10 protein-coding genes are annotated in these 14581 nt (G+C 62.2%); 4 read left to right on the top strand and 6 right to left on the bottom strand.

Going from position 1 to position 14581, the window contains the following annotated elements; translation table 11 throughout:
- Window positions 1-174: 174 nt before the first annotated feature.
- Window positions 175-1509 carry a dicarboxylate/amino acid:cation symporter gene (locus N2600_RS15320; RefSeq protein WP_260296701.1) on the top strand — a complete coding sequence of 445 codons (1335 nt, stop codon included), beginning with the start codon at window positions 175-177 and terminating at the stop codon, window positions 1507-1509.
- Window positions 1510-1581: 72 nt separating this feature from the next.
- Here N2600_RS15320 and N2600_RS15315 read toward each other — a convergent pair whose 3' ends face one another.
- From N2600_RS15315 to carB, 4 genes are all read right to left on the bottom strand, one after another.
- Window positions 1582-2640 carry a glycosyltransferase family 4 protein gene (locus tag N2600_RS15315; protein ID WP_260056473.1) on the bottom strand — a complete coding sequence of 353 codons (1059 nt, stop codon included), beginning with the start codon at window positions 2638-2640 and terminating at the stop codon, window positions 1582-1584.
- Between the two features lie 27 nt (window positions 2641-2667).
- Entirely contained in the window at window positions 2668-3144 is a 477-nt protein-coding gene (gene greA / locus N2600_RS15310; RefSeq protein WP_017965278.1) for a transcription elongation factor GreA, read from the bottom strand.
- 185 nt (window positions 3145-3329) lie between these two features.
- The gene (locus N2600_RS15305; protein ID WP_260296696.1) at window positions 3330-4595 is read right to left on the bottom strand and encodes a T6SS phospholipase effector Tle1-like catalytic domain-containing protein; all 1266 of its coding nucleotides are present in this window, start codon (window positions 4593-4595) and stop codon (window positions 3330-3332) included.
- Window positions 4596-4733: 138 nt separating this feature from the next.
- On the bottom strand, window positions 4734-8222 hold the full coding sequence (carB, locus tag N2600_RS15300; RefSeq protein ID WP_170262663.1) for a carbamoyl-phosphate synthase large subunit: 3489 nt from the start codon (window positions 8220-8222) through the stop codon (window positions 4734-4736).
- A gap of 679 nt (window positions 8223-8901) precedes the next feature.
- Between carB and ypfJ the strand changes: the two genes are divergently transcribed.
- Window positions 8902-9822, top strand: a complete 921-nt coding sequence (gene ypfJ / locus N2600_RS15295) for a KPN_02809 family neutral zinc metallopeptidase (protein ID WP_017965273.1) — start codon at window positions 8902-8904, stop codon at window positions 9820-9822.
- A gap of 56 nt (window positions 9823-9878) precedes the next feature.
- On the opposite strand, the gene N2600_RS15290 is transcribed toward ypfJ, so the two are convergent.
- Window positions 9879-10874: an aldo/keto reductase gene (locus tag N2600_RS15290; RefSeq protein ID WP_162116561.1), complete on the bottom strand. Its 996-nt coding sequence runs from the start codon at window positions 10872-10874 to the stop codon at window positions 9879-9881.
- Window positions 10875-11271: 397 nt separating this feature from the next.
- Between N2600_RS15290 and N2600_RS15285 the strand changes: the two genes are divergently transcribed.
- The gene (locus N2600_RS15285; protein WP_017965271.1) at window positions 11272-12516 is read left to right on the top strand and encodes a TCR/Tet family MFS transporter; all 1245 of its coding nucleotides are present in this window, start codon (window positions 11272-11274) and stop codon (window positions 12514-12516) included.
- Between the two features lie 142 nt (window positions 12517-12658).
- Window positions 12659-14062, top strand: coding sequence for an MATE family efflux transporter (locus N2600_RS15280; RefSeq protein ID WP_260296694.1), 1404 nt, complete (start codon window positions 12659-12661; stop codon window positions 14060-14062).
- Between the two features lie 17 nt (window positions 14063-14079).
- Here N2600_RS15280 and N2600_RS15275 read toward each other — a convergent pair whose 3' ends face one another.
- Window positions 14080-14400 (bottom strand): antibiotic biosynthesis monooxygenase family protein, encoded by a 321-nt coding sequence (locus N2600_RS15275; protein ID WP_170254874.1) that lies wholly within the window; start codon window positions 14398-14400, stop codon window positions 14080-14082.
- Between the last annotated feature and the right edge of the window lie 181 nt (window positions 14401-14581).

Genomic DNA, 14581 nt, shown 5'->3' with positions numbered 1-14581 from the left:
TTAGTTATCCGTAGTTTGATAAATTTTTTTGTAACGAAATCAATTGTTTGTCTGGTGGCGTAAAACTGGCACGCCGATTGCGAAAGGAATGCCAACAACGGCTGAGCTGTTGGACTTGAAGCGAACGGCTCGGGAGGCCGGAGTTCGTTCCGGACGAGCCATTAGGAGGATATCATGATCGCAGCACCAATCGATGCAGTTGCAGGCAGCAAGGGCAAAAAGCCCTTTTATAGCCATCTTTACGTCCAGGTTCTCGCCGCCATCGCCGCCGGTATCCTGCTCGGCCATTTCTATCCCGAATTCGGCACCCAGCTGAAGCCGCTTGGTGATGCCTTCATCAAGCTCGTCAAGATGATCATCGCCCCGGTCATCTTCCTGACGGTCGCGACCGGCATTGCCGGCATGAGCGACCTGCAGAAGGTCGGCCGCGTCGCAGGCAAGGCGATGCTCTACTTCCTGACCTTCTCGACGGCGGCGCTTATCATCGGCATGATCGTCGCCAATGTCGTCCAGCCCGGGGCCGGCATGAACATCGATCCGGCCTCGCTGGACCCGGCGGCGGTCGCCAGCTACGCCGCAAAGGCGCATGAGCAGAGCGTCGTCGGTTTCCTGACCAACATCATCCCGACGACGATCGTCGGCGCCTTTGCCGATGGCGACATTCTGCAGGTGCTGTTCTTCTCGGTGCTCTTTGGTATCGCGCTCGCGATGGTCGGCGAAAAGAGCGAACCGGTCGTCAACTTCCTCAATGCCCTGACTGCGCCCGTGTTCAAGCTTGTCGCCATCCTGATGAAGGCTGCCCCGATCGGTGCGTTCGGCGCCATGGCATTCACCATCGGCAAGTACGGCGTCGGGTCGATCGCCAACCTCGCCATGCTGATCGGCACCTTCTACCTCACCTCGCTGCTCTTCGTCCTCGTCGTTCTCGGCGCTGTTGCCCGCTACAATGGCTTCTCGATCGTGGCGCTGCTGCGCTACATCAAGGAAGAACTGCTACTGGTCCTCGGCACGTCGTCTTCGGAGGCCGCCCTTCCGGGACTGATGAACAAGATGGAAAAGGCCGGCTGCAAGCGCTCGGTTGTCGGTCTCGTCATCCCGACAGGCTATTCCTTCAATCTTGACGGCACCAACATCTACATGACGCTGGCGGCGCTGTTCATCGCCCAGGCAACCGGCATCCATCTCTCCTGGGGTGACCAGATCCTGCTGCTCTTGGTGGCGATGCTGAGCTCCAAGGGTGCCGCAGGCATCACCGGCGCCGGCTTCATCACGCTTGCCGCGACGCTCTCCGTCGTGCCCTCCGTGCCGGTCGCCGGCATGGCGCTCATCCTCGGCATCGACCGCTTCATGTCGGAATGCCGGGCGCTGACCAACCTCGTCGGCAATGCGGTTGCAACGATCGTCGTGGCGCGTTGGGAAAACGAGCTGGATACGGCGCAGCTTGCTGCGGCGCTGGGTGGCCAGAGCGGAGAGGATACTTCGGCTGCCGGGTTGCAGCCGGCCGAATAACCAGCCGGACTGTTCGCAGTCCTAGAATTCTTGCAACGGCCCGTTATCCGACGGGCCGTCCTCTTTTCCGCCTCAGCTGCGATTGTCGCCGAGAAGGCTGTTGTAAACGGCGCCGATCGCGCTCGCTTCCTTCTCCAGCGCGAAATTCGCCCTGACATGCCGCAGCGCATTCTCGCCATGCGCGATCGCCAGAGCGGGTTCTGCGATGTAGGGCGCGATTGCCCGCGTCAGCGCTTCGCCATCGCCGGCGGCGACGACCGAGCCTGTCTCGCCCGTGACGATGAGTTCGGCATAGGCGCCCGCATCCGATGCCACCACCGCGGTGCGCGAAGCCATGGCTTCGAGCGGCGTCAGGCCGAAGCCTTCGTTGCGAGAAGGGGCGACGTAAAGCGTCAGGCGGCGATACCAGACCTTGATGTCAGGCACTTCGCCGAGAAAGAGGATGCGGTCGCTCAGCCCGGCGGCGGCGACATCCGCCTTGAGACTGTCTGCGAATGCCGCGTGCTCCGCGGTCACGCGGCCGGAGACGACGGCCGTCCATTGTGGGTGCTGCGGCAGCAGTTCGATCATCGCCCTGACGAAAAGATCAGTGCCTTTCTGATGGCGCACGCGGCCGAAACAGCCGACCAGATGGCGGCCGGGCAGGCCGGTGGCGGCGATGCCGTCCTCTGCGGTTTCCGGCGGATGGAACAGCGCAAGGTCAACGCCGTGCTGGATGACCGTGTGCGGCACCTCGAGGAACGAGCCGGAACGGTCACTGGTCGCGATGACAGCGTCCATGCGGCGGATCAGCCATTTCGTATAGGCGGTGTGGCGGCGTTGCGCCGCCGAGGTGAAGAGAAGCTTCAGCGGCATGCGCGTGAGATGGCGAAGCAGGATGCCGACGGCCATCTCGTTGTTGCGGCGAGCGTGCCAGATACGCCGGCGCCGGCGCGCAGGCGGGCGCCAGAGGCCGAGGAGCTGCCGCCATTTAAGTTTCGGCAGGTCCTCCGGCAGGCCGGGACCGAGTGTCGCGATCTTGATGCCGAGCCGGATCTGGCACGGGATGAGCTGGACGATGGTCGACGTGACGCCGGAGAGCCGGCGCTTGAAATTAGGCGCGATGATCTCGACGTCACGAATATCCGGCAAGGGAGGGGTCTCGCGGCTGGCGGGCGATCAGCCCCAGGAAACCTGAAGGATCTCGTAGGCCTTGGAGCCACCCGGCGCGTTGACCTCGATGGAATCGCCGACTTCCTTGCCGATCAGCGCTCGGGCGATCGGCGAAGAGATGGAGATGCGGCCGGCCTTGACGTCGGCTTCCTGGTCGCCAACGATCTGGTAGGTCTTTTCTTCCTCGGTGTCCTCGTCGACGAGCTTCACCTTGGCGCCGAACTTGATCTTGTCGCCCGACATCTTGGTGAGGTCGATGACCTCGGCGCGCGCCGTCAGGTCTTCCAGCTCGCTGATGCGGCCTTCATTGTGGCTCTGGGCTTCCTTGGCGGCGTGGTATTCGGCGTTTTCGGAAAGGTCGCCATGGGCACGGGCTTCGGCGATCGCCTCGATGATTCGCGGGCGCTCCTCCTGCTGGCGCCAGCGCAGCTCTTCCTGCAGCTTGACGAAACCGCCCTGTGTCATCGGTACCTTTTCAACCATTTTTCTGTCCTTCAATCCTTGTATCCGCACAATCAGCGGCGAACACAAAAGAAAACAGGTTCCGAAGGGGAGCTTCGGAACCGTGCCACAATCTTAGTCGGACGCTTATAGCAGATCGCCAAGGCCGATTTCCAGAAAATTCGCATGAAAGAAACGCGGCCCGCCCCAACATCAGGTGATGCGCCTCAAAATTGTGCAGGAGGCGGATGGTCCGGCCCATCCTTGGCCGGTGGGCGGTCCGACCATGGCTCTATCGTGAAGCTTCCCTGCCGCGGCAGGTTCGGGGACAGATTTCCGCGATCGATCACCGACTGGTGGATGACCGCACCGTCAGGAATGAAACGGCGATCCTGGAGCGGCAGGTAGATCCCTTCCCTGTTGCCGCGCTTGCGCCAGGAGGTTTCGGGCACGCGGCGGGGAATATATTCGAGAAGCCGCCATCCGGCGGTCATCGAATGGTGCGGATTGGCTTGCGCGTTCGGGGCCACGTAGTTCTGGATCGGCCTGCTGTTGTTCCCGAGCACGACTGCCTTGACCGTCTGGTCGATATAGTCGAGGCCGGTCTGCTTGGTTTCACTGATCATCCATTCGAGCGGGATCTTGATGATGCCGCTTTCCTTTTCCGGGTAGCCGCCGCCGACGTCGCCGTGGACGCCGGCAAACCAGACTTCCTTGACGTTCTGCGGCACCGGCTCCTTCGGCCGGAATGGCCCGCCCCAATATTCCTGCCCCGGCGTCCAGGGCATCGGGTTGAACATCGTCCGCCGCTCGTCGATTGCCATGGCATGGCGCACCCATTCGACGCTCGGATTCTTCCTGGTGAAGGGCAGGGTCCTTAGCTGCGGCAGCCATTTGCCCATCTCGATCACCGAGGCTACGGTATCGAAAAGCCCGAGCAGTTTGATCTTCGGCCGGTGGGTCTTCAGCGTCCTTTCATAGAGCCGCATGCTGGAAAAGGCCGATGGAGCATCATCGTCGGTCGCGCCGGCGAAGCCGCCGGCCTTCGCTTCGTTGTCGGAGATGCCCTTGTAGGTCCTGTAGGCATAATCGATGAGATTGACATGGTGCCGGCTGACGATGCCCAGCGCATGAATGAAGCCGGCGAGAACCCGGGCGCCATAGGCGCCGCGGCTGAAGCCGAAGATATGGATGCGGTCGCTATCCTCACCGCTGCCGCGTGGCGCGTGCTCATAATTGTCGACGATGAAGCGGTAGGCTTCCTTGACGTTCTGGTCGAGACCCCACCCGGTCGCCAGGCCCCAGACTTCGATGCTCTTGCGATAGGCCCTGGACCAGGCATTGGCCGCGCCAAATGTGCCGACACCGGGATCGTAGTAGACGATTTGCGTCGACGAACGTTTCAGAACGCCGAAAAGCCTGAGGATATTGGTGCGGTCCGCCGCAATCTCATTCGACGTGCCATCGAAGAGGATGACGATATTCTTGCTCATGCTCGCCCCCTGTTTGCGGGAATGCTAACATGATCGCGAAAGATGTGCATCGGACGAAGCGCGAAGGCCGCGCCTTGTTTCTCATTCGAATTCGGGACAGGAGCAGGCGCGCGCGCTGCGCCCGCCTGTGGACCGATCTCAGGCGAAGTAGCTTTGCAGCGGCCGCACTTCCAGATTGCCGGCCTTCAGCGCCTTGATCGCTTGGGCGGCGGCCTCGGCGCCTGCCATCGTCGTGTAATAAGGCACCTTCTGCATCAGCGTCGCACGGCGCAACGACTTGGAGTCCGAGATCGCCTTGTTGCCATCGGTCGTGTTGATGACGAGCTGGACCTGGCGGTTGCGGATCGCGTCCTCGATGTGCGGACGGCCTTCCAGCACCTTGTTGATCTTGGTGGCGGTGATGCCGTTTTCGGCGAGGAAGCGGGCGGTGCCGCCGGTCGCCAGCACCTTGAATCCCTGTTCGACGAGGATGCGAATCGCCGGGAGAACGCGCGGCTTGTCGGCGTCGCGCACGGAGACGAAGACCGTGCCGTCACGCGGGAGCTCGACGCCGGCGCCAAGCTGCGACTTGGCGAAGGCCAGCGCAAAATCGGTATCGAGGCCGATGACTTCGCCGGTCGAGCGCATTTCCGGGCCGAGCAGCGTGTCGACGCCGGGGAAGCGGGCGAAGGGGAAGACGGCTTCCTTGACGGCAATGTGCTTCAGCTTGCGCGGATCGGGCTTTTCACCATAGGCGGCGAAGGTGGCGTCGAGTTTCTCGCCGGCCATGACGCGGGCGGCGATCTTGGCGATCGGCGCGCCGATGGTCTTGGCGACGAAGGGCACGGTGCGCGAGGCGCGCGGATTGACTTCGAGAACGTAGACGGTGCCGTCCTTGATGGCGAACTGGACGTTCATCAGGCCGCCGACATTGAGCGCCTTGGCCATAGCCTTGGCTTGGCGTTCGAGTTCGTCGAGCAGTTCGACCGACAGCGAGCGCGGCGGCAGCGAGCAGGCGCTGTCGCCGGAATGGATGCCGGCTTCCTCGATGTGTTCCATGATGCCGGCGACATAGACGTCGGTGCCGTCTGAGAGGCAGTCGACATCGACTTCGATGGCGTTGCTGAGATAGCTGTCGAAGAGCAGCGGGTTCTTGCCGAGCAGGGTGTTGATCTGGCCGGTCTTGTCGTTGGGATAGCGCTGCTTGATATCCTCAGGTACCAGTTCAGGCACGGTATCGAGCAGGTAGCTCTGCAGCTGGCCTTCCGAATGCAGGATCTGCATGGCGCGGCCGCCGAGCACGTAAGAGGGACGCACGACCAGCGGGAAGCCGATTTCGGTGGCGACCATGCGGGCCTGCTCGACCGAATAGGCGATGCCGTTGTTCGGCTGGTTGAGGTCGAGCTTCATCAGCAGCTTCTGGAAGCGGTCGCGGTCCTCGGCAAGGTCGATCATGTCGGGCGCGGTACCGAGGATCGGGATGCCGTTCTTTTCCAGCGCCTCGGCAAGCTTCAGCGGCGTCTGGCCGCCGAACTGGACGATGACGCCGACGACCTCACCCTTTTCCTGTTCTGCCCGCAGGATCTCGATCACGTCTTCGGCCGTCAGCGGCTCGAAATAGAGGCGGTCCGACGTGTCGTAGTCGGTCGAGACGGTTTCCGGGTTGCAGTTGATCATGATCGCTTCATAACCCGCATCCTTCAAGGCGAAAGCGGCATGGCAGCAGCAATAGTCGAACTCGATGCCCTGACCGATGCGGTTCGGGCCGCCGCCGAGGATGACGACTTTCTTGCGGTCGGAAATCTCGGCCTCCGAGCGGGCGGCGCCGACGAAGGGCGTTTCGTAGGTCGAATACATGTAGGCCGTCGGCGAGGCGAATTCGGCCGCACAGGTGTCGATGCGCTTGAAGACGGGGCGGACGTTCAGGCTGTTGCGGAATTCGGCGACTTCCTTCGGGCGCTTGCCGGTCAGCGTCGCCAGGCGCGCGTCGGAAAAGCCCATGGCCTTCAGCATGCGCAGGTTGGCGGCATCCTGCGGCAGGCCCTGCTCGCGGATACGGGCCTCCATCTCGACGATCGCCTTCAGCTCGGCGATGAACCAGGGGTCGATCTTACAACCTTCGTGGACTTCGGCTTCGCTCATGCCCTGGCGCAGCGCCTGGGCGACCATGCGCAGGCGATCGGGCGTCGGTGTGCCGATTGCAGCGCGGATGGCGTTCTGGCTGGATTCGCCCTCTTCAAAGCCGGGGATCTCGATTTCGTCGAGGCCGGTCAGGCCGGTTTCCAAGCCACGCAGCGCCTTCTGCAGCGATTCGGCGAAGGTGCGGCCGATTGCCATGACTTCGCCGACCGACTTCATCGCGGTCGTCAGCACCGGCGAGGCGCCGGGGAATTTCTCGAAGGCGAAACGTGGGATCTTGGTGACGACGTAGTCGATCGACGGTTCGAAGGAGGCAGGCGTTGCGCCGCCGGTGATGTCGTTTTCCAGTTCGTCGAGCGTATAGCCGATCGCGAGCTTGGCGGCGATCTTGGCGATCGGGAAGCCGGTGGCCTTGGAGGCGAGCGCCGACGAGCGCGAGACGCGCGGGTTCATTTCGATGACGACGAGACGGCCGTCTTTCGGATTGACGGCGAACTGGACGTTCGAGCCGCCGGTCTCGACCCCGATCTCGCGTAGCACCGCGATCGAGGCGTTGCGCATGATCTGGTATTCCTTGTCGGTCAGCGTCAGCGCCGGCGCGACGGTGATCGAATCGCCGGTATGGACGCCCATCGGGTCGATGTTTTCGATCGAGCAGATGATGATGCAGTTGTCCGCCTTGTCGCGGACGACCTCCATTTCATATTCCTTCCAGCCGAGCACCGATTCCTCGACCAGCACTTCGGTGGTCGGCGAGGCATCGAGACCACCGCCGACAATCTCGAAGAATTCCGAGCGATTGTAGGCGATGCCGCCGCCGGTGCCGCCGAGCGTGAAGGAAGGGCGGATGATGGCGGGCAGGCCGACATGATCGATCGCCTGGGCAGCAATCGCCATGGCATGGCTCATGTAACGCTGCTTGCGGTCGCTCTCGCCGAGGTTCCACTGGTTTTCCAGCTCGTCCAGCGCCGTGTCGAGGGCGGGGCCGGAAAGGCTTTCACGCAGCTTGACGCGCTCGGCCTCGTGCGTCTTGCGGTCGAGGTCCTTGATGTCGGTGGCATTCGCCAGCATCGAACGTGGGGTTTCCAGCCCGATACGGGCCATCGCCTCGCGGAACAGCGCGCGGTCCTCGGCCATGTCGATGGCGGCGGGCTTGGCGCCGATCATCTCGACATTGTAGCGGTCGAGCACGCCCATGCGCTTCAGCGAAAGCGCGGTGTTCAGCGCCGTCTGGCCGCCCATGGTCGGCAGCAGCGCATCCGGGCGCTCCTTGGCGATGATCTTGGCGACGACTTCGGGGGTGATCGGCTCGACATAGGTGGCGTCGGCAAGACCCGGATCGGTCATGATCGTCGCCGGGTTGGAGTTGACGAGGATGACGCGGTAGCCTTCCTCTTTCAGCGCCTTGCAGGCCTGGGTGCCGGAATAGTCGAACTCGCAAGCCTGGCCGATGACGATCGGTCCCGCGCCGATAATGAGGATCGATTTGATATCTTGGCGCTTCGGCATGAGTGCTTCCGTTTTCTGGCTGCGCAGAAAGCCGGCCAGGGTGGGAGATCACCGGGTCGGGTCGCGCATGCTGGGTCTTTTCAGGCTAGAAGCGGCTTATAGGCAAATGTATTTGCAAACGGAACCCCATAAATCGCGGAATCGACAGGAATCCAACACGGCGCGAAGGGCTACTTCTCGTCAGACACGACCAGCACCTGGATTTCGCCGTCACCCGCCGGATTGGTGAGGGCGTCGGGCGCTTCCTCAAGTCCGATCCGTCTGGATTCGGCGGCTCAACCATGATCCTGTCACAGGAAGAGATCCAGTGGTGCGTCCGTGGGTGAAATGTTCAATCATGCGGGTCTGCCCGCTGATTTACGGGAACAATATCATGCCCGTAAAAGTTCGCGGCTGAGAAAAAACTGGAGACTGTGATGGTAGATCCTAAAGACAAAGAACCGGCAGAAGGCTCGCGGGAGACAGTGGATAAGGAGTTGGCGCGCCAAGAGGAGGGAAAGTGGCCAGGCATCGCCCACAAAGGCGCCGGACAGAAAGGACCACCGCAACCACGCTCAACGAACAAGTAAGGCCGCCGAGACGTTTGTTTTCGGTGCGAATGAAGTCGCTGGAATTCCGGCCGCCGACGGATATATAGATTGCTTGAGTGCAAGCAGGGGCATTGCCGGGGAGAGCGAAGATGGAATGGAGAGGCCGGCGTCAGTCCGACAATATCGAGGATCGCCGTGGCGATCCGACCGGCGGCGGTTTCGGCCGCGGCGGCGGCTTTAATTTCCCCTCCGGCGGCGGCGTTCGCCGGGCCGGCGGTGGCCTCAGCATCGGCACGATCATCTTCCTCGTCGTCATCTATTTTATCTTCAAGGCGATGGGTATCGACCTGATGCAGGTGCTCGATACCGGCGGCACGACGAGCGGTCCCGGCTACGAGCAGAGCCAGTCCGGCGGCACGCGCACGCCTGCCAATGACGAGATGACCGCCTTCATGCGCACCGTTCTTGCCGAGACCGAAGATACCTGGCAGGGCATTTTCCAGGCGCAGGGCCAGAATTACGAGGAGCCACGCCTCGTGCTGTTCTCGGGCTCGACGGCTTCGGCCTGCGGCTCGGCATCGGCGGCAACAGGTCCGTTCTACTGCCCGAGCGACCACAAGGTCTATCTCGACACCGAGTTCTTCCGGGAGCTTTCCGACCGGTTCGGCGCGTCGGGCGATTTTGCCGAGGCCTATGTCGTTGCCCACGAGGTCGGCCATCACGTGCAGAACTTGCTCGGCATCCTGCCGAAGTTCAACCAGGCCCGCCAGCGCATGAGCGAGGCCGAGGCCAACAAGATGTCCGTGCGCGTCGAGCTGCAGGCCGACTGCTTCGCCGGCATCTGGGGCAAATATACCCAGCAGAAGGGCCTGCTGGAGTCCGGCGACTTGGAGGAGGCGCTGAACGCCGCCCAGCAGATCGGCGACGATACGCTGCAGAAGCGGTCACAGGGTTACGTCGTCCCGGAAAGCTTCAACCACGGCACCTCGGAGCAGCGCGTCAGATGGTTCAAGCGTGGCTTCGACAGCGGCCAGTTGTCGGCCTGCGATACGTTCTCCGGGCCGATTTAGGAGTGGAGAGGAAGGGCGCATGGCACAACACTCATCGCGGCCCTCCCGATCCGTCCTTATTTCTCGCTGTCCATATGCTGCAGCATGTGTTCGGGATAACGCCCACCCGCGGCCGCATCTTTCGGCACGGCGCGTTCGATGATGGCGAAATCTTGCGGTGAAAGATCGACGGCGCGTGAGCCGAGCGCCTCCGTCAATCGATCGCGGCGGCGAGCGCCGATGATCGGGACGATATCCTTGCCCTTGGCGGCAACCCAGGCGATGGCGATCTGGGCGACAGAGACGCTCTTTGCCTCGGCAATCTCACGCAGCTTCTCCACCAGAGCGAGGTTCTGCTCGATATTGCCTTCCTGGAAGCGCGGGCTGTAGGCGCGGAAATCGCCGGCCGTCCCACCGTGGCCCTTTTGCCAGTGGCCGCTGATCAGGCCGCGCGAGAGCACGCCGTAAGCGGTGATCGAGATGCCGAGTTCGCGTGTCGTCGGCAGGATCTTCTCCTCAATGCCGCGCGAGATCAGCGAATATTCGATCTGCAGGTCGACGATCGGGGCGACAGCGGCGGCGCGACGGATGGTATCGGCGCCGACTTCCGACAAGCCGATATGCCTGACATAACCCGCCTTGACCATGTCGGCGATGGCACCGACCGTGTCTTCGATCGGCACGTTCGGATCGAGGCGGGCAGGACGATAGATGTCGATATAGTCGACGCCGAGGCGCTGCAGCGTATAGCTGAGGAAGTTCTTCACCGCGACCGGGCGGGCGTCAATGCCGTTCCAGCCGCCGACGGGATCGCGCAAGCCGCCGAACTTGACGCTGATGACGGCGTTTTCGCGCCTGCGGCCCTTCAATGCCTCGCCGATTAGCATTTCGTTATGGCCCATGCCGTAGAAATCGCCGGTGTCGAGCAGGTTGATGCCGGCATCGAGGGCGGCATGGATCGTCGCGATGCTTTCTGCGCGATCGGACGGGCCGTACATGCCCGACATGCCCATGCAGCCGAGGCCGATGGCCGAGACATCGGGTCCGGTCTTTCCCAAACGATAGGTCTGCATTGTCTTCTCCATCTTCTGCGCCGCGGCGCGATCGCATATCCGCGCCGGGCGTCGTCATCGATGCTGCCGTTCTACCGCTTTCGCATTCGGGCGATAATCGGAGAGTATCAAACAGGCTGTGCGGGGGAATGCACAATGACCGGTCTCTCTTGTGATCTGGATGCCGTCGCGGCGATTGCAAGAGAACGCGTTGCCCGACGATCCGCTGGGCGGCTCTCGATTTTCTGAAGCTGGAACGGCAGCGCGCGCCCTCCGGTTGAGATCTCTCATAAATTCCCGTACAGCATTATCAAAAGCTTTGAAATGTTCACGGATTGTTTCGGTTTCTTTTCTGAGCTATGTCACTTTCTCGGCGACGAGATCGTCTTTTCAGGACCAACCGCTGTAGAGATGCCTCATGCTTGACCCGAAATTTGTTCGCCGCGGCCTTTTCCTGGTCTTCATCATCCTTTTCCTCGACATTATCGGCATCGCCATCATCATGCCGGTGCTGCCCGCCTATCTGGAGCAACTGACCGGCGGCAGCGTCAGCGATGCGGCGATCGACGGCGGGTGGCTGATGCTCGTCTATGCCGGCATGCAATTCCTGTTCGCGCCGCTGCTCGGAAACCTGTCCGACCGTTTCGGCCGCCGGCCGATCCTTTTGCTTTCGGTGCTGACCTTCGCGATCGACAATTTCATCTGCGGCATCGCCACCAGCTTCTGGATGCTGTTCGTCGGCCGCGTGCTTGCCGGCATCAGCGGCGGCAGCTTCGCCACCTGCTCGGCCTATATCGCCGACATCAGCACGGAGGAGAACCGGGCGAAGAATTTCGGGCTGATCGGCATCGCCTTCGGCGTCGGCTTCACCATCGGCCCCGTCGTTGGCGGTGTCCTCGGCGAATTCGGCCCCCGTGTGCCATTCCTCGGCGCGGCTGCGCTGTCGCTTGTCAATTTCATCGCCGCCTGCTTCCTTTTGCCCGAAACGCTGGAGGCGAAGAACCGCCGCCGGTTCGAATGGAAACGCGCCAATCCGCTCGGCGCGTTGCGCCAGATGCGCCATTATCCCGGCATCGGCTGGGTCAGCCTCGTCATGTTCCTGTTCTTCCTGGCGCATGCCGTCTATCCCTCGGTCTGGTCGTTCGTCTCAACCTATCGCTACGGTTGGAGCGAGGGACAGATCGGCCTGTCGCTCGGCATTTACGGCATCGGCGCCGCGACCGTCATGGGGCTGGTTCTGCCGCGGATCGTGCCGGTGCTCGGCGAGTGGAAAACCGCTCTTCTCGGCCTCTGCTTTTCAGCTGCAGGATTGACCGGCTATGCCTTCGCCTGGGAGGGCTGGGTGGTTTACGTTGTCATCGTCGCGACCGTCATCGAAAACGTCGCCGACCCGCCGCTGCGCAGCATCGCCGCCGGCATGGTGCCGCCGTCGGCGCAGGGCGAGCTGCAGGGCGCGCTGACGAGCCTCAGCAGCATCACCACCATTGTCGGGCCACTGATCTTCACGCAGATGTTTTCCTACTTCACGCGGCCCGAGGCGCCTGTCACTTTTGCCGGCGCGCCGTATCTCACGGCCGCCGTGCTCATCCTTCTGGCCGCCGGGGTATTCCTCACAAGGGTTCGGGTGAGGGAGCCGGCCGAGGCGCTGGAAGCCACGGGCTGACTGATCAGAAATGGTGATGCGATGATGAATTTTTCATCATCTGCCTCATTTGGGGTAGTTCTTTGCAGGGCTTTGATCTAAGCCCGGATGGTATTTCGCCGCAAGCTGCGGCGACGCATATTTCAATCACAGGACTGGTGTCATGGACACGCCGATCGACGTGCGCAGGCTTGCGCCGACAACCGATAATCGTTGGGGCGCACATTTCCGCGCCACGCTGGCGCTCGGCGTTCCGCTGATCGGCGCGCAGCTTGCCCAGCTCGGCATCAACACCACCGACGTGATGATCGTCGGCCGCCTCGGCGCCGAGCATCTGGCGGCAATGGTGCTTGCGGCACAGTTCCTGTTCACGATCCTGATCTTCGGCTCGGGCTTTGCCATCGCCGTCATTCCGATGGTGGCACAGGCCTATGGCCGCGGCGACCTCGTCTCGGTGCGCCGGTCGCTGCGCATGGGTCTGTGGGTGGTGATCGCATACTGGGTCATCATGCAGCCGGCCTTCTTCAACTCGGAGGAGATCCTTCTCTTCGCACAGCAGAAGCCCGAGGTGGCCAAGCTCGCTCACGGCTACATCATGATCGGCCAGTTCGGCGTGTTGCCGGCACTGCTTTTCAATGTCATGCGCGCCCTGGTGAGCGCCATCGGCAAGGCGGGCATCATCCTCAACGTCACCATCGCCACGCTGATGATGAACGCGATCTTCGCCTATATGCTCGTGCTCGGCCATTTCGGCTTTCCGGCGATGGGGCTCGAAGGTGCTGCAATCGTTTCGGTCGCCGTGCAGACGGCCGGCTTCCTGTTCATCCTGGCTTTCGTGCAGCGGCGGGAAGAGACGCGGCGCTACGAGATCTTCGTGCGGTTCTGGAAGCCCGACTGGCATGCGCTGCTGGAGGTCATCCGGCTCGGCTTCCCGATCAGCGTCACCATCCTTGCCGAAGTCAGCCTGTTCACGGTGGCCTCGCTCTTGATGGGCTATATCGGCACCATCGAGCTCGCCGCTCACGGCATTGCCCTGCAATGGGCCTCGATCGCCTTCATGATCCCGCTCGGCCTCAGCCAGGCGGCGACGGTGCGCGTCGGCGTCGCGCATGGGCAGGGCGATTATCAAGGGCTGGTGCGCGGTTCGATCACGGTGCTCATCCTCGCCTGCGCCATTTCGGCGGTCGGCAGCGTGCTCTTTGCCACCATGCCGCAATTCCTCGGCAGTTGGTTCCTCGACGTCAACTCGCCCGAGGCGCCTAGGGTGCTTGCCTATGCCGGGCCGCTGATCGTCGTTGCCGGACTTTTCCAGCTCGTCGACGGGCTGCAGGTGATTGCCAATGGATTGCTGCGCGGCCTCAAGGACGCACGCGTGCCGATGGTCATGGCGTTGATCGCCTACTGGCCGATCGGCTTCTTCCTCGCCTGGGCCTTTGCCTTCCCGCTGGGTTTCGGTGGCATCGGCATCTGGTTCGGCTTCCTCGTCGGACTGGCGGCCGCCGCCGTCATGCTCTGCGCGCGCTTCTACCTTCTTCTTCGCCGGGAGGCGGAACTGGCCCACGCCTGAGCCGGCCGCCTCTGCGGTCAGGCCGCGACAGGCTTGTAGCCGGCGATATCGGCGCGAATGCCGAGACGCGCAAACATTTCCTGCGGATCGAAATTGGCGGCCTTGTGGGCCGCAGCGACGGCGGCCCGCGCGCGTTCGACGACCTCTGTATTTTCCCATTCGGCAATCGTGACGAAATTGAATTCGCCCGGACCGGCGACCTGCTCCAGCACCCTGTGATCGATGAAACCGTCCTGCGCTTCCAGCAGCTTGTGGGTCATCATCACTCTGACGAGAAATTCTTCTCGCGCCGCCGCCGGCACGATGAACTTGTCTACTCGAAAGAAAGCTCCGTTCATCCAGTTTTCTCCTGCATCAGATGTCTGCAGGCAGATCTGTAATTCCTCAAGTTAAGCTGAGGTCAAGAGGCGGATAAAGAAAAAGGCCCGGCCGCTGCATAATTCCTCAAATCGGAATCGATGTAAGGAATTATGCAGCAATTCAAAGTGTTACAGCGTCCTTTGCGCTGAAAAGACGCGC

Origin of the sequence: Rhizobium sp. WSM1274 (assembly GCF_025200775.1) — a bacterium.
Taxonomy (GTDB): Bacteria; Pseudomonadota; Alphaproteobacteria; order Rhizobiales; family Rhizobiaceae; genus Rhizobium; species Rhizobium leguminosarum_I.
This window is presented reverse-complemented; position numbering and strand designations above follow the sequence as displayed.

Coding starts and splice junctions, on each gene's coding strand:
- N2600_RS15285 (WP_017965271.1), top strand. CDS start 11,272: ATGCTTGACCCGAAATTTGTTCGCCGCGGCCTTTTCCTGGTCTTCATC.
- ypfJ (WP_017965273.1), top strand. CDS start 8,902: ATGGAATGGAGAGGCCGGCGTCAGTCCGACAATATCGAGGATCGCCGT.
- N2600_RS15275 (WP_170254874.1), bottom strand. CDS start 14,400: ATGAACGGAGCTTTCTTTCGAGTAGACAAGTTCATCGTGCCGGCGGCG.
- N2600_RS15290 (WP_162116561.1), bottom strand. CDS start 10,874: ATGCAGACCTATCGTTTGGGAAAGACCGGACCCGATGTCTCGGCCATC.
- N2600_RS15320 (WP_260296701.1), top strand. CDS start 175: ATGATCGCAGCACCAATCGATGCAGTTGCAGGCAGCAAGGGCAAAAAG.
- N2600_RS15305 (WP_260296696.1), bottom strand. CDS start 4,595: ATGAGCAAGAATATCGTCATCCTCTTCGATGGCACGTCGAATGAGATT.
- N2600_RS15280 (WP_260296694.1), top strand. CDS start 12,659: ATGGACACGCCGATCGACGTGCGCAGGCTTGCGCCGACAACCGATAAT.
- greA (WP_017965278.1), bottom strand. CDS start 3,144: ATGGTTGAAAAGGTACCGATGACACAGGGCGGTTTCGTCAAGCTGCAG.
- carB (WP_170262663.1), bottom strand. CDS start 8,222: ATGCCGAAGCGCCAAGATATCAAATCGATCCTCATTATCGGCGCGGGA.